We start from the raw sequence: 18,790 nt of genomic DNA on the forward strand, positions 1-18,790 counted from the left end.
AAGGGTGCCGGCGGCCCTTGCCGGCCGGGCCGCTGCGGAGCAGAAGACGACCATGGTCTATACGATCGCGCAGGACCCGCTGGACGATGCCGAAGTGCTCGCGCTGCTCCAGCTCCATCTCGACGAGATGCATCGCTGGTCTCCGGCATGCAAGGTCCACGCTCTGCCGGCCGAGCGTCTGCGTGCGCCCGATGTCACGTTCTTCGTCGTGCGCGACGGACCTGTCCTGGCCGCGGTCGGCGCGTTGAAGGAACTGGCGCCGGACCGCGGCGAACTCAAGTCGATGCGCGCCGCGCCCGCCTATCGCGGAAAGGGGGCGGGGCAGGCGATCCTGCTGCACCTGCTGGCCGAAGCGCAGGCGCGCGGGTATCGCTGGGTCGGCCTGGAAACCGGCCGGCCGGCGGCGTTTCAGCCTGCCGTTCGTCTTTATGCCAAGCACGGATTCACCGAGTGTCCAGCTTTCGGCGATTACGTGTCCGACGAATTCAGCCTCTGCATGGAGAAATGGTTGTGATCCTCGACAGACGGACCGCGCTGGCGGGCGGTATCGCGCTGGCGGCGAGCGCTTGCGTGCCGGTGGAGCGCGCGCGCGACGGCCGCTTCGCCGCCTTGCTCAACATTGCCGAGGAATCGGCCAATGGGACATTGGGCGTGGCCGTTCTCGATACCGGCACCGGCCGGGTCTGGGGCCACAACGATTATGCCCGTTTCCCGCAGCTTTCCTCGTTCAAGCTCTCGCTCGCGGCATTGGTGCTCCATCTGGACGAGACCGGCGCCCTCGACGCGGACGAGCACATTGCCTGGGAGGCGAGCGAACTTCTCGACTACGCGCCATTTGCGAAGGAACGGCTGGATCGGGGCGCGACGCTGCGCGAACTGGCGGAAGCGACGCAGACGCTGAGCGACAACACCGCGGCCAACGTACTCCTGCGTCGTCTCGGCGGTCCCGAGCGGCTGACCGCCTTCTGGCGTGAGATCGGGGACGAGACAAGCCGGCTCGACCGGACGGAGCCCGAACTCAACAATGTCCCGCCAGGGGAAATCCGGGATACGACCACCCCCGCGGCAGCGGTGCATACGCTGAACCGCCTGATCTACGGCGACGCGCTGGGCGATGCCGCGCGCGCGACGCTGAAGACCTGGATGGCGGAAACCCGCACCGGAATGCGCCGCGTGCGCGCCGGATTGCCGCCCGAGTGGCCTGCGGGGGACAAGACGGGCACGTCGTTCTGGCCGGGCATGGGCAGCGTCTATGTCGATGTCGGCTATGTCGAGCCCGCGGGCCGCGCGCCGCTGACCTTCGCGGCATACTTTCGCGCGGCGCGCCAGCATACGAGCGTCGACCCGCGGGCCGAAGGCGCGCTGGCGGAAGTCGGCCGGATCATTGCAAGGTACGCGACCGAAGGCTGAGCGGGCGATCCCGACGCTTCTTCGGCCCCGCCCCGGGCGCGTCTATTCCTGTGCGAAGATCGCCACCTCGCTGGCGCCGCTGCTGTTCGCGCGTCCGCGGTACATGCCGGCGGAATTGAAGCTGAACACCGCCTCGCCATCCTTCGACATCACGATCACACCGCCGTCGCCGCCCATTGCCGCGACTTCGGCAATGACCGTGTCCGACGCCTGCTGAACGCCTTCGCCGGCCAGCAGCACGCGGTCGCAGATCGCCTGGGCAACGCCGGCGCGGATGAAGAATTCGCCCCATCCGGTGGCGGACACCGCGCAAGAGCGGTCGTCGGCCCAGGTTCCGGCGCCGATCACCGGGGCATCGCCGATCCGTCCCCAGCGCTTGCCCGTCATGCCCCCGGTGGAGGTTCCGGCAGCGAGATGCCCCTTCTGGTCGCGCGCCACCGCGCCCACAGTGCCGAACTTGTATTCGACGTCGAGCGCGGAAACTTCCCTCGCCTTCATATCGTCCAGCTGCTGCCGGCGATGCGGAGTTGCGAACCATTCGGCCGGCATCCGTTCCAGCCGCTTGGCCGTCGCAAACTGTTCGGCGCCGGCGCCCGACAGGAAGACATGGCGCCCGTCGTCCATCACCGCGCGGGCGAGGTGGATCGGATGGCGCACCGTGGTCACCCCGGCCACCGCGCCTGCGGCGCGCGTCCGCCCGTCCATGATCGAGGCGTCCATTTCATTGGTCCCCTCCCAGGTGAAGACCGAGCCGCGTCCGGCGTTGAACAGCGGATTGTCCTCCAGCAGGACGATCGCGGCCTCCACCGCGTCCAGCGCATCGCCGCCATCGGCAAGAACGCGCGCCCCCGCGTCGAGCGCCGCCTGCAATGCGCTGCGATAGGCCTGCTCGCGTTCGGGAGTCATATTCTCCCGCTTCAGCGTGCCCGCACCGCCATGGATCGCGAGCGACCAGCGAGGCGGCTCCGCTTCTTCCGCAGCGGGCTGGGCGGCAAGTGTTGCCGGGAACAGGGCAAGTATCGCGACAAGCGCGGCCAATGGTTTGATCATGAACGGCACGCTAGTGCCCGGCGCGCCGAACGCAAGCACGTGTTGTCCACTGCCATTCGTGCGCAGGTTTCGCGCGGCTCGACAAAGTGCTAAAGTCTTGATCTCACAGCAGGGAGATAGCCAATGCAATTCGGCAACTACCGCTTTGACCAGGAACTGGCTTTACATATCGCGGAAAAGGCGATCTGGGCCATTGTCATCCTGGTCGTCACCTGGGCAGTGGCGCGCGCCGCCAAATGGGCCTTTGCCAAACTGGTCGACAATGTCGCGATCTTTCGCCGCAGTACCGGCAACGGGACGAGCCTGGGCGAATCCCTCGGCAAGATCGTCAGCCTGCTGATCTGGCTGTTCGGCCTGCTAATTCTCCTCAGCGTTCTCGGCCTCGGCAATGCCGTCGGGCCGCTCAACACTTTGCTCGACAGCGTCATGGCCTTCATCCCGCGTCTCGTCGGCGCGGCGCTGATCTTCTTCATCGGCCTGATGATCGCCCGGATCGTGCGCGATCTGGTCGTCACCACGCTGCAGACGATCGACTTCGACAAATGGGCCAATCGCGGCGGGATCGACACGGTTACCGGGAACAGTGCGATCAGCCGGACGATCGGGACCATTCTTTATGCTCTGATCGTGATTTTTGCCGCAATTCTCGCGCTCGATGCGCTCGATCTCCAGAGCGTGTCGGCTCCGGCAAGCAATATGCTGCAGCTCATCTTCGATGCGATCCCGCGGATCATCGGCGCGGCCTTGCTGCTTGGGATCGGTTATCTGATCGGCCGGTTCCTCGTACCGCTGATCAAGGACGTGCTGGTCGGGCTGGGCGTCGACCGCGCGCTGGGCGCGACCGAGCTGCTTCCCGACAACACGACCGCCACCGATCTGATCGCACGCGTGGCGCAGATCGCGATCGTCCTGTTCTTCGCGATTGCCGCAACGCGCCTGCTCGGGTTCCCCGAACTGACCGCCATTCTCGACCAGGTGCTCGAACTCGGGGGTCGGGTCGTCTTCGGTGCCGTGGTGATCCTTGTCGGGTTCCTCATCGCGCGGCTTCTGGTGCGGATGATTTCCGGCGCGGGCGAGACGAATCTCGCCGGCACGATCATCAAGTGGGCCACGATCTTCGTCTTCACTTTCATGGGGCTGAGCTTCATGCAGGTGGGCGACGAAATCGTCCGTATCTTCTTCAGTGCGATGGTGATCGGCGGCGCGGTGGCCGCGGCTCTCGCCTTCGGTCTCGGCGGGCGCAACTGGGCCGCACGCAAGCTGGAGGAATGGGACGCGGAGGCATCGTCGTCGTCGGCTTCGAACCCGCCACGCGGCGAAACCGGGAACGATCCGCTGCCGCCCGGCGCGTAAGCAACGCGGATCGAGGGGGGCGCGCGGTCTGCGCCCCCGGACAGAAAGGGGCGCGGGTCCGGCAGGGTCCGCGCCCTTTCTCGCAGGGGCAGGCCCGCTCGTGCGGCAGGGGTCATTGCCCCGTCATCCCTGCGTGCGTATATGGCGGCCATGTCTGCAATTCGCCCCTGGCGCGCGATCGAGCGTCGCAAGAGCCGCCGGATCATGGTCGGCAACGTGCCCGTGGGCGGCGATGCGCCGATCACGGTGCAGACGATGACCAACACCCCGACCGAGGACGCCGCGGCGACGATCGACCAGATCCGCCGGTGCGAGGACGCGGGGGCGGACATCATCCGCGTTTCCTGCCCGACCGAGGAAGCGACCGCCGCGATGCCCGCGATCGTGCGGGCGGCGAACATCCCGGTCGTCGCCGACATCCATTTCCACTACAAGCGCGCGCTCGAAGCGGCTGACGCGGGCGCGGCCTGCCTGCGGATCAACCCCGGCAATATCGGCAGCGACGCGCGCGTCGCCGAAGTGATCCGCGCGGCCAAGGCCAACGGCTGCGCGATCCGCATCGGCGTCAACGCCGGCAGCCTCGAGAAGGACCTGCTCGAGAAATACGGCGAGCCGTGCCCCGAAGCGCTGGTCGAAAGCGCGCTCGACCATATCAAGCTGCTGCAGGATCACGATTTTCACGAATACAAAGTGGCAGTGAAGGCGAGCGACGTGTTCCTCGCGGTCAGCGCCTACATGGGCCTCGCCGAAGCGGTCGACTGCCCGCTGCACCTCGGCATTACCGAAGCCGGCGGCCTGATCGGCGGGACGGTGAAATCGAGCATCGGCATCGGCAATCTGCTGTGGGCCGGGATCGGCGACACGATCCGCGTCTCGCTCTCGGCCGAACCGGAAGACGAAGTGCGCGTGGGGTTCGAGATTCTCAAGGCGCTCGGCCTCAGGACCCGCGGCGTGCGCGTGGTCTCCTGCCCCTCCTGCGCGCGCCAGGGGTTCGACGTGATCCGCACCGTCCAGGCGCTCGAGGAGCGCTTGCAGCATATCAAGACGCCGCTGTCGCTCTCGGTCCTCGGCTGCGTCGTCAACGGCCCGGGCGAGGCGCGCGAGACCGACATCGGGATCACCGGCGGCGGCAAGGGCAAGCACATGGTCTATCTCTCCGGGGTGACCGACCACCACGTCTCCGACGCCGACATGCTCGACCATATCGTCGACCTGGTCGAGAAGAAGGCCGCCGAGATCGAAGCGGACATGAGCGACGCCGGGCAGGCCGACGAAATGCCTGCGGCGGTGAAACAAGCAGAAGTCGCGAAATAGTGGAGTTTGAACTGCTCCCACTTTCCTGGGATGCTGTAGCTGTTTTTGCGACGGGCTTCGCGGCTGTCATAGGTGCCACCTGCATTGGTTTGAGACAGGCGGAAATTACTGAACGCCAGATCGAGGTTCAGCGTGAGCAGGCAGAGAGTGATCGCCAGCTTCGTGCCAATGATTTAAAGCTCCGGTTGATGGAGCGACGCGCCAACTGCGTGCAGAAACTCCGCGAGATCTACCTGACTATAACCTCCGAAGGCGAGCTGCCTAATGAGGACAGAGCCAAGCTTTTCTCTATTATTCAGGAGATTGAATTAATATTCAGAGAGGATGTTGTCGAAGGATTGAGGGAGGTGGCCCTCGCTTCTTATCGGCTGCGCTTTAAGAGGCTTAGGGCTGAGAGAGAATTCAAGCGTGGAAATATAGAAAAATCAGGAAAAGAGGATGAAGAGGCGAATGAACTAGAAGGCATCATTTTTGATAAACTTCCGATCTTGATCGATTCTATGGTGAAGCATTCACGCCTGCACGACATTTCCTGAATTCCTGCCTTGGTTCACGATATACGCTGCGATTGGCTCCGGAGAACCGCACGCCAATACTCCGTGCCCCGTTCACGCTCCCGTTACCGCCTGTTATGCTAAGGTGTGCGCATGGACAGACGCGGCATTATCAAAGGGACTCTCGCTCTCGGCGCAACGCTGGCCTTGCCCGCCCGCCTGCCCGCGCAGGTGCGCATGGGTACGCCGCGCGACGCGATCCTGGTCGAGATCGCCAAACGCGAGCAGCAGAAAGCCGGATCGATGCTCTGGCGCACCGATATCGTCGGCATTGCCGATTTCGGGCTGCACAGCGCCGAGCCACGGTTTCACTTCGTGAACCTCGAAGCCGGGCGGGTCGATTCGTACCTGGTCACCCATGGCAGTGGTTCCGATCCCGAGCACGACGGGTGGCTCAACTGGTTCTCCAACGTGCCCGAATCGCTCTGCACCAGCCGCGGCGCCTATATGACCTACGGCTGGTACACCGGCCGTTTCGGCACATCGATCCGGCTGGAAGGGCTGGAGGCGGACAATTCGAACGCGCTCGACCGCGCGATCGTGATGCACCGCGCGGACTATGCGGAGCCGGAGCATATCGCGCGCTGGGGCCGGCTTGGCCGCTCCAACGGCTGCTTCGCCATGGGTGATGCCGATTTCAAGCGCGCGCTGCTCCAGCTCGGCGGCGGGCGGGTCCTGTTCGCCGACCGGCTGGGCCTGGCGCCCGACGGCTCGACGATCGTCCGCCCGCAGCAGGAAATGGGCGAGATCAGGCCGCTGATGCCCGATCCGCCGCGCGGCGACGACGTGCTGAACCCGGGCGTTTACTGAAGCGCTCAGGTCGTTTTCATGTCGTCGATGATTTCGACCGCTTCCTCGCTGGTGCGGCGAGCACGATGTTGTTCGCGCGGCGCGTCCAGCGCGGCCAGCACGGGGGCATCGCGGTCGTAGATGTCCTTGAACGTGCGCAGCTTGCCGTCGATGTCGGTCCCCATCGTGAAATAGGTGATATAGACCGGCATCCGGCTTTCGAACGGAACGCGCGTGTATTCGCCCGATTTCAGGATCTCGACCGCTTCCTGCGCGGCCGCCTTGCGTTCCTCGTCCGTCTCCGGGTTCTTCGCCAGGATCGCGAGAGTGATCGCCAGCTCGCTCGCCCGTTCGGTGCGGATGCAGCCGTGGCTCAGCGCGCGATTGGCGTTGTTGAACAGATGGCGCGAAGGCGTGTCGTGCAGGAAGATCGCGTGGGGGTTGGGCATGTCGAGCTTCATCAGCCCCAGCGAATTGCCGGGGCCGGGTTGCTGCACGACCGTGATCATGCCCGTTTCCTTGTTCCGCCAGCCCTTGTAGCCGTTGGCGCGCGCCCAGGCGGGATTGCCGAGAACGCGCGCGCCGAGGCCTTCGCCTTTCACGATCGATTGCGGCACGGTCCAGTTGGGGTTGAAAATCACCCCTTCGACCGTTTCGGCGAGCTGCGGGGTCGCCGTGCGTCCCGGCTTGCCGACGATCGTCTTGTACGTGCGCATGATCTTGTCGTTGACCGTCAGGCGCAGCTGATATTCGGGCACGTTGGTGATCAGGTACTGGCTGCCCAGGTCGCGGGCGAGCCAGCGCCAGCGGTCCATGTTGGCGCGGATCAGCTTGCGACGCGCTGTGGCATCGGCCGGCGTCGCGGCCAGTTCCTCGCGCAGACGGGCGTAATCGGGATGCAGCGGGGCGACGGACTGCAGCGCACCGGCGATATCGCCGCTCGCCAGCGCCTCGGCCATCACGTCGCCGGTGCGGTAGCGGTCGGGATCGGGATCGACCACGAACCACTGGCGCCGCGAGTCCATCGGCGTGCGGCCGTCGCGCATATCCTCCACCAGCCAGGCGAAGGCGCGGCTGGCCACCCGGTCGAGCTGCTCGCCCGGCCCGGCCAGGATGGCATTGCGCAATGCGGAAAGGTCGTAATCCGCCGGGTCCAGACCTTCGGCCCCGATCCCCTCGATCACTGCAACCAGCCGTTCGGCATTGGTCACGCTCCAGGGCTGAACCTCGGGGGTGAACTGCTGGACGACCTCGCGCGCGATCGTGGGTACGGGCTCGCCGGCCTCCTGCGAACTTTCGACAGCCGGGCTTTCGGCGGGCGGGTTTTCGGAAGGCGCGCTTGCCACCGCATCGTCGTCGGGATCGACCGGATATTCCCCGATCAGCTGCGATTCAGGGAGAAGGTTGTCCGGCGTGCGCTGCTGCGCTGCGGCCATTCCGGGAATGATCAGCGCCAGCGAAGCGGCAGCAAGAAAACTCGATTTGCGTGTGATGGTCATATACCTTCTCAACCCTAGGGCGCGCGCATCCGGTTGGTCTTGCAAGATTTTGCCCCATTGAATGACAAGCTTCAAGCATGCCGTCTGACTGAAGGCTGAATCGTTTGTAGTTAGATGACGTTCAGGCAGAGGCGGCTTATGCCGTCTTCATGTTTTTCGAGCATCGCCTCATGCCGATTGTCGTTACCGCTGTCGGCATCGGGCTGTTCGCGGCGATGGATGCGTTCATGAAGTCGGCGTCGCTCGCCACCGGTGCCTATAGCGCACTGTTGCTGCGGAGCGCGGCCGGGTTCGCGCTCGTCGCGCCGCTCTGGCTTGTGCTGGGCGGGCGCTGGCCGCGGCGCGCGGTGCTGCGCATCCATCTCAAGCGCGGCGTGGTCGTCGCGTTCATGGCGCTGTCGTTCTTCTACGCCCTGGTGCGCCTGCCCCTGGCCGACGCGATTGCCCTGTCGTTCGTCGCGCCGCTGATCGCGCTCTATCTCGCCGCCCTTCTGCTGGGCGAGACGATCGAGCGGCGCGCGATCGTTGCCGCGCTGCTGGGGCTGGCCGGGGTGGTCGTCATCGTCGGGGGGAAGCTCGGCAGCCAGGCGCTGGACCGGGAAACCGCGCTGGGGCTGGCCGCCATGGGATTTTCGACGCTGCTCTATGCCTGGAACCTGGTGATCCAGCGCGAACAGGCCCTGGTTGCGCGTCCGGTCGAAGTGGCGACGTTCCAGAACGGCATCGTCGGGCTGGCGCTGCTGCCGCTGGCGCCGCTTCTGTTCGCGATGCCGGGCGCGGAGGCCTGGCGCGATATCGGCGCGGCCGCCCTGCTGGCGACCGGCGCGGCGATCCTGCTCGCCTGGGCCTATGCCCGGGCCGAGGCGCAAGTCCTCGTCCCGGTGGAATACAGCGCGTTTCTGTGGGCCGCGCTGTTCGGATGGCTGTTCTTCCGCGAAAGTCTCGGCCCCGGCACGGTGGCCGGCGCGGCGCTGATCGTGATCGGCTGCTGGATCGCGGCGCGGCGCCGGCCGGAGCAGAGCGCGCTGTGAATCGTCCGGCGCGGTAGTTGCCGCCTGCCCCTTGACGCATCGCGCCCGAACGCGCAGGTGCCGCGGCACATAGCGACTCTCCGCCGGGGCGCAGCGCGGCGGTCGCGACCCATGAAAGGATGATGCACAGCATGACCCAGGTCGGCAAGGACACGCTCGAAACCCGCTCCACGCTCACCGTCGATGGCAAGGATTACGCTTACTATTCCCTGGCCAAGGCGGCCGAACACGTCGGCGACGTTTCGCGACTTCCGTTCTCGCTCAAGGTTCTGCTGGAAAACATGCTTCGTTTCGAAGACGACGGCTTCACCGTGGGCCGGGAGCATGTTCGCGCGATTGCCGACTGGCTGAAGAACCCGGCGACCGGCCAGGAAATCCAGTATCGTCCGGCGCGCGTGCTGTTGCAGGATTTCACCGGCGTGCCCTGCGTGGTCGACCTCGCCGCGATGCGCGACGCGATTGCCAAGCTCGGCGGCGATACCGCCAAGATCAACCCGCAGGTTCCGGTCAATCTGGTGATCGACCACTCGGTCATGGTCGACGAATTCGGCCACCCCAAGGCCTTCGAGCAGAACGTCGCTTTCGAATATGCGCGCAATGCCGAACGCTACGACTTCCTCAAATGGGGTTCGAAGAGCTTCCGCAACTTCTCCGCCGTGCCCCCGGGCACCGGCATCTGCCACCAGGTGAATCTCGAGCATATCGCCCGCGGCGTATGGTCGAGCGAGGACGAGAGCGGCCAGATGGTCGCCTACCCCGACACCTGCGTCGGCACCGACAGCCACACGACGATGGTCAACGGCCTCGGCGTGCTCGGCTGGGGCGTCGGCGGGATCGAGGCCGAGGCGGCGATGCTCGGCCAGCCCATTTCGATGCTGATTCCCGAAGTGGTCGGTTTCCGCCTCGACGGCAAGCTGGCCGAGGGTGTGACCGCCACCGACCTCGTGCTCACCTGCACGCAGATGCTGCGCGCCGCCGGCGTGGTCGGCCGTTTCGTCGAGTTCTACGGCCCCGGCGTTTCGACGCTGACCCTTGCCGACCGCGCGACGATCGCCAACATGGCGCCCGAATACGGCGCGACCTGCGGCTTCTTCGGCATCGACGGCAAGACGCTCGACTACATGCGCCTGACCGGCCGCAGCGACGAGACGATCGCGCTGGTCGAAGCCTACAGCCGCGAGCAGGGAATGTGGTTCGAACCGGACAACGAGCCGGTCTTCACCCGCACGATCGAGCTCGACATCGGCGCCGTCGTCCCCAGCCTGGCCGGTCCCAAGCGGCCGCAGGACAAGGTTATCCTCCCGGAAGTCGACGACCTGTTCAATTCCGAGCTGGAAGAGCACTACGACAAGAGCGAGCCCGAGCGCGTCGAGGTCGAAGGCAAGGATCACGACATCGGCGACGGCGACGTCGTGATCGCCGCGATCACCAGCTGCACCAACACCTCCAACCCCGATGTGATGGTTGCCGCCGGCCTCGTGGCCAAGAAAGCCAACGAGCGCGGGATGAAGCCCAAGCCGTGGGTCAAGACGAGCCTCGCGCCCGGTTCGCAGGTGGTCACCGATTACCTCGAGAAAGCCGGCCTGCAGGAGCATCTCGATGCCATCGGTTTCGACCTCGTCGGCTATGGCTGCACGACCTGCATCGGCAATTCCGGGCCGCTCGCGCCGCCGATCAGCGAGGCGATCAACGGCAACGACATCGTCGCCGCCAGCGTGCTTTCGGGCAACCGCAATTTCGAAGGCCGCGTCAGCCCCGATGTGCGCGCGAACTTCCTCGCGTCGCCGCCGCTGGTGGTCGCCTACGCGCTCAAGGGCACGGTGACCGAGGACATGATCGACACGCCGATCGGCCAGGACCGGGAAGGCAACGACGTGTTTCTGAAGGACATTTGGCCTTCGAACGACGAGATCGCCGAAATCCGCTCGGGCGCGATCGATCGCGCGATGTTCGAAGCGCGCTATGCCGACGTCTACAAGGGCGACGAGCACTGGCAGGCGATCGACGTGACCGGTTCGGACACCTACCAGTGGCGCCCGGGCAGCACTTACGTCGCCAACCCGCCCTATTTCGAAGACATGAGCATGACGCCGGCACCGGTGACCGATATCGTCGAGGCCAAGCCGCTGGCGATCCTGGGCGACAGCGTCACCACCGACCACATCAGCCCGGCCGGTTCGATCAAGGAAGACAGCCCGGCGGGCAAGTACCTGCTCGAAAACCAGGTCGCGAAGGCGGATTTCAACTCCTACGGCTCGCGCCGCGGCAATCACGAGGTGATGATGCGCGGCACTTTCGCCAATATCCGCATCAGGAACGAGATGGTTCCGGGGGTCGAGGGCGGCTACACCGCGTTCGAGGGCGAGCAGATGCCGATCTACGACGCGGCGATGAAGCACAAGGCGAACGGCACGCCGCTGGTCGTTATCGCCGGCAAGGAATACGGCACCGGATCGAGCCGCGACTGGGCCGCCAAGGGCACGATCCTGCTCGGCGTGCGGGCGGTGATCGTCGAAAGCTTCGAGCGCATCCACCGCTCGAACCTCGTCGGCATGGGCGTGCTGCCCTTGCAGTTCCAGGACGGCGACACGCGCGAGACGCTGGGGCTGACGGGCGATGACAGCTTCTCGATCCGCGGGCTGGCCGACCTCAAGCCGGGGCAGGATGTGGAAGTCGAAGTGACCCGCGCGAATGGCGAGAGCTTCAGCTTCTCGGCCAAGTGCCGGATCGATACCGCCAACGAGATGGAGTATTATCGCAACGGCGGCATTCTCCACTACGTGCTGCGCAAGCTGGCGGCCTGATCCGGGACGGCCGGACCGGTGGCCGCGGTTTTTCGCGGTGACATCGGTCCTGGCCGTTGGCGGTTCGTCAAAGAAAAGGGGCGGCTTCCTTCGCGGGGCCGCCCCTTTCCTGTTTCGAAGCGTGGGAGCGTGCTTCTAGGCGCCCCGGACGAGGCGCAGTTTCTTGCGGCCGAGCACCGCTGCCGCGGCCAGGCCGAACAGGATCGTCATCGGCGGTGCGGGCACTTGCGTGCCGCTGGTGCTGCCGTTGCTCGAACTCGAGGTCGAGCTGGAAGTCGAGGAACTGGTCGAGCTGCTCGTGCTCGAACTGGTCGACGAACTCGTCGAGCTGCTCGTGCTGCTGGTGACGTTGCCCGAGCTGGAGGTGCTGGTCGAGACATTGCCCGAGGTCGACGTGGTCGAGGTCACACCGCCCGTCGAAGTCGACGTCGAGGTGGTCGAAGTCACACCGCCGGTCGAGGTCGACGTCGTCGATGTGACGCCGCCGGTCGACGTGGAAGTCGAGCTGCCGCCGGTCGAGGTGGACGTGGAACTGCCCCCGGTCGAGGTCGAAGTCGAACCGCCGGAGGTCGAGGTGGAGCCGCCCGAAGTCGACGTCGATCCACCGGACGAGGTCGAGGTGACGACCACGCTGCCCCCGCTTCCGCCGCTGCCGCCGAAGAAACCCCCGAAGAACCCGCCGCCGAAGCCGCCGAACCCGCCGCTGCCGCCGATCACCGTCACCCCGCCGCTGCTCCCGCCCGACACGGGCGGTGCCGGCGGAAGCGGCACGGGCGCCATCGCCATTTGGTAGACCGGGGGGCATTCCTCGGCATAGGCGGCGGTCGGAGGGGGCGGGACGGCGCCGGGCGCCATCGCACCGGCAGGCACGCATTCGACCGTGCGGCGCACGATGCGGCGCTTGCGCTTGGTTTCCTTGGGCACCGTGCGCTTGGCGATCTTTTTGGGTGCCTGCTTGACGTAGCGCACCGGTTCGGTCTTTCCCTTGGCCGACTTGTACGACGGCGTATCGGTGACGGGCTTCTCGGCCACATGGACCGCGCCGCCTGCCAGCAGCACACCGCCCGCGGCAGTCGCGGACAATTTCGCCAGGGCCATTTTTACCGACATGGGCAAGCTCTTTCATTGCGTCTTCGGGTGGGCCGGGGCCGACGCGTTCGGCGTCCCGACCGGTTCTCTCTGCCTTCAGGAAGACGCATTGGAGGTGCCAGGGCAATCGCATTAACCGTCTCGCGCCGCCGAAAGTCGCGAAAAAACGGCCCTGCGCGCGGTCTCGGCCGGACTTGTCCCGCGATGGGGCGGAAACCGCGCAATTCCTTGCCGCCGCGTTAAGAGTTTTCTTCGAACAACCCCGATTGCGTGCCCTTGGGCGGCGTCATTTCGAGATGTCGCCAGCCCGATTCGTTGAGGCATCGGCCCCGTGCGGTGCGCGCCACCAGCCCCAGCTGGATCAGGTAGGGTTCGACCACTTCCTCCACCGTATCGCGCGGTTCGGCGAGGCCGGCGGCGAGCGTTTCCACCCCCACCGGGCCGCCGCGGTAAGTCGTGGCGATCATGGTGAGGTAGCGACGATCCATCGCGTCGAGGCCGAGGCGGTCGATTTCCAGCCGGGTCAGGGCATCGTCCGCCACCTTGCGCGTCACCACGCCGTCGCCCGCGACATGGGCAAAGTCGCGCACCCGCCGCAGCAGCCTGCCCGCGACGCGCGGTGTGCCGCGGCTGCGCCGGGCGATCTCGCGCGCGCCCGCGGGATCGATCTCCACCCCCAGCAGCCGCGCCCCGCGGGTGACGACGAGGTCCAGTTCCTCGTGGGTGTAGAAATTGAGCCGCACGGGAATGCCGAAGCGGTCGCGCAGCGGCGTCGTCAGCAGCCCCTGCCGCGTGGTCGCGCCGACCAGCGTGAACGGCGGCAAGTCGATCCGCACGCTGCGCGCCGAAGGTCCTTCGCCGATGATCAGGTCGAGCGCGCGGTCTTCCATCGCCGGGTAGAGCACTTCCTCGACCACCGGATTGAGCCGGTGGATCTCGTCGATGAACAGCACGTCGTGCGGCTCGAGATTGGTCAGAAGAGCTGCCAGATCGCCCGCCTTGGCGATCACCGGCCCGCTGGTGGCGCGAAAGCCGACACCCAGCTCTTTCGCGACGATTTGCGCCAGCGTCGTCTTGCCGAGGCCGGGCGGGCCGAAGAACAGCACGTGATCCATCGCCTCCCCGCGCGACCGCGCGCTTTCGATGAAGACCCGCAGATTCTCGCGCGCCGCCTCCTGCCCGATGAACTCGCCGAGCGACTTCGGACGCAGCGCGGCGTCGGGATCGTCGGGTTGGCGATCGGGGGTGTGGAGGGGGGCGGGGTCGGTCATGCCGGTGCAGCGCTAGACGCTAAATGGACCCTGAAACAAGTTCAGGGTGACGGGGAGGGAGTTCAGAGTGACGGAGGTGGAGTTCGGGGTGACGGGGAGGGAAAGGGAGAACCTGGTCGAGGCCCGACCCTTTCCCGTCATGCTGAACTCGTTTCAGCATCCATCCCCCGGCACCCTCCGCCCCATGCCGTTCGAGCGCAACCCCTGCGTCTACGTCCTCGCGAGCGGTCGCTACGGCACCCATTACATCGGCGTCACCAGCGATCTGATGCAGCGGCTCTGTCAACACCGCGAAGGAATCACGGGCGGATTCACGAAGCGATACCGGGTCCACCGCCTCGTTCGCTACGAAATGTTCGGCGACATGGAGGGGGCCATCTTGCGCGAGAGGCAGCTCAAACGCTGGCACCGGCAGTGGAAGATCAACCTGATCGAGCGGGACAACCCGCATTGGGCGGACCTGGCGGCAGGGCTCGGCTTCGAACCGCCGGCTTTGCGCGGGGGGCGCAATGGATCGTGAAACGCGTTCAGGATGACGGGGGAGAGAGTGAAGCACTATCCCGCCGCCCTCTTCAGCGCCACGCGGATCAGGTCGTTTTCGCTGGCGTCTTCGCCCAGTTCGCCCTGGGCGGCAGCGACGGCGCGGGCGGCGACGGCGGGCTTGAAGCCGAGATTCTCGAGCGCGGAGACCGCATCTGCGCTGGCACCGCCGGCGGGGGTGGCCGGCACCGCGCCCGCCACGCCGCCGCCCGGCAGTGCACCAGCCTTGTCCTTCAGCTCGTTGACGATCCGCCCGGCCAGCTTCGGCCCGACGCCTTGCGCGCGGGCGACCATTGCCGCGTCGCCGCCCGAGCAGGCCGCCTGCAGTTCGCCCGGCGAGAGCGTGGAGAGGATCGCCAGCGCGACTTTGCTGCCCACGCCCTGCACTTGCGTCAACAGGCGGAACCAGTCGCGCTCCGCCGCCTCGGCAAAGCCGAGCAGGCGCATGTCGTTCTCGCTCACCTGCAGGTCGGTGTAGACGGTGCAGGCCTCGCCCGTCTCGCCCAGCGCCGACAGCGTCTTCGACGAACAGTGGACGAGATAGCCGACGCCCGCGACGTCGATCACCGCCCAGTCGGCGCCGGTTTCGTCGAGCAGGCCCTTGAGCTTGGCAATCATGCTTTGTTCCTGCCCGAGTGCGCGCGGTTTGGCCAGCGCTGCGGCGCATTTGTCCGCAAATCCGCGCAATCGGGGGATATGCCTGTTGCACTGCACGTCGAAAGGGGGAGCGCCGCGACCGTCGCACGGGCCGGTGCCGGCAAGGAAAACGGTTCTTCGCGCAGCCGCAGCAAAGGTAAAGTGGACAGCTCCCGCACCATCGGACAGAAGGCATCGGCATGAGCTGGAACACCTTCGGACGCGTGCTGCGTTTCACGACCTGGGGCGAAAGCCACGGCCCCGCGCTGGGCGCGGTGGTGGACGGCTGCCCGCCGGGGCTGGAACTGACCGAGCAGGCGATTCAGCCGTTCCTCGACGCGCGGCGGCCCGGACAATCCAAGTTCACCACCCAGCGGCAGGAGGCCGACCGGGTGAAGATCCTGTCGGGCACGTTCGAACGCCGCACCACCGGTACGCCGATCGCCCTCATGATCGAGAACACCGATCAGCGGTCGAAAGACTATTCCGAAATCGCCAACACCTATCGCCCCGGCCATGCCGACTACGCCTATGACGCGAAATACGGTTTTCGCGACTATCGCGGCGGCGGGCGGTCGAGCGCGCGCGAGACGGCGGCGCGGGTCGCCGCGGGGGCCGTGGCGCGCCTGGCGATCCCCGAAGTGACCATCCATGCCTATGTCGTGCAGGTCGGCGAGGACCGGATCGACCGGGCGGCGATGGACCTGGAGACGGTGGGCGCCAATCCGTTCTTCTGCCCCGATCCGCAGGCGGCGGAGCGATGGGCCGCGCTGGTGGACGCGGCGCGCAAGGACGGGTCGAGCCTCGGCGCGGTGGTCGAATGCGTCGCCTCGGGCGTTCCCGCGGGTTGGGGCGCGCCGGTCTATGCCAAGCTCGACGCCGATCTGGCCGGCGCGATGATGGGGATCAACGCGGTCAAGGGTGTCGAGATCGGCGACGGCTTCGCCGCGGCGGCCTTGCGCGGCGAGGACAATGCCGACGCCATGCGCCCCGGCCGCGACGGGCCCGAGTTCGCGGCCAACCACGCAGGCGGGATCGCCGGCGGCATCTCCACCGGGCAACCGGTCGTGTGCCGCGTGGCGTTCAAGCCGACCAGTTCGATCCTGACGCCGGTCGATTCGATCACGCGCCCCGATGCCGATGGCATCTCGAAAGCGACCCAGGTGCGCACCAGGGGGCGCCACGATCCCTGCGTCGGCATACGCGGCGCGCCCGTGGTGGCGGCGATGATGGCGCTGGTGCTGGCGGACCACAAGCTGCTCCATCGCGCGCAGTGCGGATAGCCGCGGGGAGGGGCAGCGCAATGTCGAACCGGCGCCCGCTTCTCTGGGCCATACTGGCGCTGCCGGGCGCTAGGATCCTGTGGCGCTGGTGGGCGACGCCCGAAAGCTATGGCTTCGGCCATGCGATCGGCGACAGCGGCGACTGGGCGGCGTGGCTGCTGATGGTGACGCTGGCGGTGACGCCGGTGCGGCTGTTGTTCCGCCGGCAGCGCTGGACCGCCTGGCTGATGCGGCGGCGGCGCGACCTGGGCGTGGCAAGCTTCGCCTATGCGGTCGGGCACACGGTCATCTATGTCGCGGACAGGGCTTCGCCAAGCGTGGTGATCGAGGCGGCGGGTTCGCCCGATATGCTGACAGGGTGGCTGGCGCTGGCGCTGTTCGTTCCGCTGGCGGCGACATCCAACGATCTGGCCGTGCGCGCGCTCAAGCGGTCATGGAAGGTGCTGCACCGGCTGGTCTATCCGGCCGCGATCCTGACCTTCCTCCACTGGGTGCTGGCGGCCTTCGATCCGACCACGGCCTACATCCACATCGGGGTGCTGGCCGCCGTCGAACTGCTGCGAATCTGGTTGCAGCGCCGCCAGAGTCGTTTGCAGCAAGGTTGAAGCGGCACCGGCCCGCAGCCCCCCGTCCGGCCACCCAACGGCAGGGTATTCGAGCGGGAGTGCGGGCCGGTGCCGTCTCGATGAAAACGACCCTTAGAGCGTGACGTAGTTGCGGAAGCGCGCGACTTCTTCCGCATCGACGTATTTGCCGATCTCGCGGTCGAATTCGGCCATGTCCTCGTAAGGGCGATATTCCTCGAACTCGTGGATCATGCGGTCGGTCATCCCCGGGACCAGCGCGATCGCCTCCTCGCTGGCGTTGTTCAGGTCGATCGGGACGAAGACCTTGACGAGGATCGCGCTCGCTTCTTCCTGCGAGACGTTTTCCAGCAACCTGGCGTGCAGGCCGGTCACGTCGGCATAGGGCTGCCCGGCAACGATCGCTTCGGCCAGTTCGGGGGAGATGCCTTCGACGCCGGCCAGCTGCGCGGCGGTGGCGGTATTGGCATCGATCACGGCGGCGGTGGTATCGGCTGCCGTATCTTCGACCTCGGCCGCCGATTCCCCGGCGGGTGCGGCCGTATCCTCGGCGGTTTCCGAACAGGCCGCGAGGGTCATGGCCGTGCCGGTCAGAGCGGCGAGTACGATCTTGCGCATTCGGAAAAATCCTTTTCGGTTGTGTGGGCGGGCACTTTAGCAGGCGCGGAGCTGTTGCGAACCCCTTGCAATAAGAAATTTTGCCGAGATGCCGCCTGCCCGCCGGGCAGGTGCGAGCCGGGAAACCAAACATCTGCCGAACTTTTCGGAACGACCGGCCCGTTGATCGAAAATTTCGATGTTAGCTATCGCACAAAAACGCTTTTGTGCATCGCAACAGTCACTATCTGGGGCTTCGAGTTTCACACCTGAAAAAAGAGGACTTCAGACATGGGTATCATCGGAAGCACGATCAAACCGTTCACCGCCACCGCCTTCCAGAAGGGCAAGGACTTCTTCGAGGTCTCGGAGAAGGACCTCGAGGGCAAGTGGGCCGTGTTCTTCTTCTACCCGGCGGATTTCACGTTCGTCTGCCCGACCGAGCTGGAAGACCTCGGCGAGAAGTATGCCATGCTCCGGCAGATGGGCGTTGACGTCTATGCGGTGAGCACCGACACGCATTTCAGCCACAAGGCCTGGCATGACACGTCGGAGAAGATCGGCAAGCTCGAGTTCGCTTTCCTCGGCGACCAGAACCACATCCTCGCCAACAACTTCGGCGTGCTGCGCGAAGGTGCCGGCCTGGCCGATCGCGCGACTTTCGTGGTCGATCCCGATGGCGTGATCCAGATCATGGAAATCACCTGCGAAGGCGTGGGCCGCAATGCCAACGAATTGACCCGCAAGATCAAGGCGGCGCAGTACGTGCGCGAGAACCCGGGCCAGGTCTGCCCGGCCGCGTGGGAAGAAGGCAGCGACACGCTGGCCCCTTCGCTCGACCTCGTCGGCAAGCTTTAAGCCTAGCCACCGAACACAGGAACCCGGGCGGTGCCCCGGGTCACGTGGAAGGCCCGGGGCACCGCCCCCCTCCCGCCCCGGGCCTTCATACGCCGCCTCTTCCCGTCATTGCGAGGAGTGCGAGCGAC

19 protein-coding genes are annotated in these 18,790 nt (G+C 66.2%); 14 read left to right on the forward strand and 5 right to left on the reverse strand.

Going from position 1 to position 18,790, the window contains the following annotated elements; genetic code table 11:
- The first annotated feature begins 4 nt into the window (after window positions 1-4).
- Both V5F89_RS05380 and bla read left to right on the forward strand, forming a co-directional pair.
- Window positions 5-514 carry a GNAT family N-acetyltransferase gene (locus V5F89_RS05380; RefSeq protein ID WP_425334377.1) on the forward strand — a complete coding sequence of 170 codons (510 nt, stop codon included), beginning with the start codon at window positions 5-7 and terminating at the stop codon, window positions 512-514.
- Window positions 511-1,410: a class A beta-lactamase gene (gene bla / locus V5F89_RS05385; protein ID WP_338447217.1), complete on the forward strand. Its 900-nt coding sequence runs from the start codon at window positions 511-513 to the stop codon at window positions 1,408-1,410. Before V5F89_RS05380 ends, bla begins: the two co-directional genes overlap by 4 nt.
- A gap of 42 nt (window positions 1,411-1,452) precedes the next feature.
- On the opposite strand, the gene V5F89_RS05390 is transcribed toward bla, so the two are convergent.
- On the reverse strand, window positions 1,453-2,460 hold the full coding sequence (locus V5F89_RS05390) for an isoaspartyl peptidase/L-asparaginase (protein ID WP_338447218.1): 1,008 nt from the start codon (window positions 2,458-2,460) through the stop codon (window positions 1,453-1,455).
- A gap of 123 nt (window positions 2,461-2,583) precedes the next feature.
- On the opposite strand from V5F89_RS05390, the gene V5F89_RS05395 reads away from it, so the two are divergent.
- The 4 genes from V5F89_RS05395 (at window position 2,584) to V5F89_RS05410 (ending at window position 6,491) form a co-directional block, all read left to right on the forward strand.
- Window positions 2,584-3,813 (forward strand): mechanosensitive ion channel, encoded by a 1,230-nt coding sequence (locus V5F89_RS05395; protein WP_338447219.1) that lies wholly within the window; start codon window positions 2,584-2,586, stop codon window positions 3,811-3,813.
- Between the two features lie 150 nt (window positions 3,814-3,963).
- Window positions 3,964-5,127 carry a flavodoxin-dependent (E)-4-hydroxy-3-methylbut-2-enyl-diphosphate synthase gene (ispG, locus tag V5F89_RS05400; protein ID WP_338447220.1) on the forward strand — a complete coding sequence of 388 codons (1,164 nt, stop codon included), beginning with the start codon at window positions 3,964-3,966 and terminating at the stop codon, window positions 5,125-5,127.
- The gene (locus V5F89_RS05405; protein WP_338447221.1) at window positions 5,127-5,663 is read left to right on the forward strand and encodes a hypothetical protein; all 537 of its coding nucleotides are present in this window, start codon (window positions 5,127-5,129) and stop codon (window positions 5,661-5,663) included. The genes ispG and V5F89_RS05405 overlap by 1 nt, the downstream gene beginning before the upstream one ends.
- Window positions 5,664-5,774: 111 nt before the next feature.
- Window positions 5,775-6,491, forward strand: coding sequence for a murein L,D-transpeptidase catalytic domain family protein (locus tag V5F89_RS05410; RefSeq protein ID WP_338447222.1), 717 nt, complete (start codon window positions 5,775-5,777; stop codon window positions 6,489-6,491).
- Between the two features lie 5 nt (window positions 6,492-6,496).
- On the opposite strand, the gene V5F89_RS05415 is transcribed toward V5F89_RS05410, so the two are convergent.
- A complete protein-coding gene (locus tag V5F89_RS05415; protein ID WP_338447223.1) occupies window positions 6,497-7,969 on the reverse strand; it encodes a L,D-transpeptidase family protein in 1,473 nt (490 codons plus the stop codon).
- A gap of 170 nt (window positions 7,970-8,139) precedes the next feature.
- Here V5F89_RS05415 and V5F89_RS05420 point away from each other — a divergent pair, with 170 nt between their 5' ends.
- The 4 genes from V5F89_RS05420 to V5F89_RS05435 all read left to right on the forward strand — a co-directional run bounded on the left by V5F89_RS05420 (window position 8,140) and on the right by V5F89_RS05435 (window position 13,029).
- Window positions 8,140-9,000, forward strand: coding sequence for a DMT family transporter (locus V5F89_RS05420; RefSeq protein WP_338447224.1), 861 nt, complete (start codon window positions 8,140-8,142; stop codon window positions 8,998-9,000).
- 131 nt (window positions 9,001-9,131) lie between these two features.
- A complete protein-coding gene (acnA, locus tag V5F89_RS05425; RefSeq protein WP_338447225.1) occupies window positions 9,132-11,804 on the forward strand; it encodes an aconitate hydratase AcnA in 2,673 nt (890 codons plus the stop codon).
- Between the two features lie 163 nt (window positions 11,805-11,967).
- Window positions 11,968-12,597: a hypothetical protein gene (locus V5F89_RS05430; RefSeq protein WP_338447226.1), complete on the forward strand. Its 630-nt coding sequence runs from the start codon at window positions 11,968-11,970 to the stop codon at window positions 12,595-12,597.
- A gap of 192 nt (window positions 12,598-12,789) precedes the next feature.
- Window positions 12,790-13,029 (forward strand): hypothetical protein, encoded by a 240-nt coding sequence (locus V5F89_RS05435; protein ID WP_338447227.1) that lies wholly within the window; start codon window positions 12,790-12,792, stop codon window positions 13,027-13,029.
- A 103-nt stretch (window positions 13,030-13,132) separates the two neighbouring features.
- On the opposite strand, the gene ruvB is transcribed toward V5F89_RS05435, so the two are convergent.
- Window positions 13,133-14,164 (reverse strand): Holliday junction branch migration DNA helicase RuvB, encoded by a 1,032-nt coding sequence (ruvB, locus tag V5F89_RS05440; protein WP_338447228.1) that lies wholly within the window; start codon window positions 14,162-14,164, stop codon window positions 13,133-13,135.
- A gap of 139 nt (window positions 14,165-14,303) precedes the next feature.
- Between ruvB and V5F89_RS05445 the strand changes: the two genes are divergently transcribed.
- Window positions 14,304-14,684: a GIY-YIG nuclease family protein gene (locus tag V5F89_RS05445; protein ID WP_338447524.1), complete on the forward strand. Its 381-nt coding sequence runs from the start codon at window positions 14,304-14,306 to the stop codon at window positions 14,682-14,684.
- A 35-nt stretch (window positions 14,685-14,719) separates the two neighbouring features.
- On the opposite strand, the gene ruvA is transcribed toward V5F89_RS05445, so the two are convergent.
- The gene (ruvA, locus tag V5F89_RS05450; protein WP_338447229.1) at window positions 14,720-15,322 is read right to left on the reverse strand and encodes a Holliday junction branch migration protein RuvA; all 603 of its coding nucleotides are present in this window, start codon (window positions 15,320-15,322) and stop codon (window positions 14,720-14,722) included.
- A 218-nt stretch (window positions 15,323-15,540) separates the two neighbouring features.
- Here ruvA and aroC point away from each other — a divergent pair, with 218 nt between their 5' ends.
- Both aroC and V5F89_RS05460 read left to right on the forward strand, forming a co-directional pair.
- Window positions 15,541-16,623 (forward strand): chorismate synthase, encoded by a 1,083-nt coding sequence (gene aroC, locus V5F89_RS05455; protein WP_338447230.1) that lies wholly within the window; start codon window positions 15,541-15,543, stop codon window positions 16,621-16,623.
- Between the two features lie 20 nt (window positions 16,624-16,643).
- A complete protein-coding gene (locus V5F89_RS05460) occupies window positions 16,644-17,228 on the forward strand; it encodes a sulfite oxidase heme-binding subunit YedZ (RefSeq protein WP_338447231.1) in 585 nt (194 codons plus the stop codon).
- Between the two features lie 93 nt (window positions 17,229-17,321).
- On the opposite strand, the gene V5F89_RS05465 is transcribed toward V5F89_RS05460, so the two are convergent.
- Entirely contained in the window at window positions 17,322-17,825 is a 504-nt protein-coding gene (locus V5F89_RS05465; RefSeq protein ID WP_338447232.1) for a helix-hairpin-helix domain-containing protein, read from the reverse strand.
- Between the two features lie 270 nt (window positions 17,826-18,095).
- Here V5F89_RS05465 and ahpC point away from each other — a divergent pair, with 270 nt between their 5' ends.
- Entirely contained in the window at window positions 18,096-18,662 is a 567-nt protein-coding gene (gene ahpC / locus V5F89_RS05470; RefSeq protein ID WP_338447233.1) for an alkyl hydroperoxide reductase subunit C, read from the forward strand.
- Window positions 18,663-18,790 lie beyond the last annotated feature (128 nt).

The organism is Pelagerythrobacter marensis, assembly GCF_036700095.1.
Classification (GTDB): Bacteria; Pseudomonadota; Alphaproteobacteria; order Sphingomonadales; family Sphingomonadaceae; genus Pelagerythrobacter; species Pelagerythrobacter marensis_A.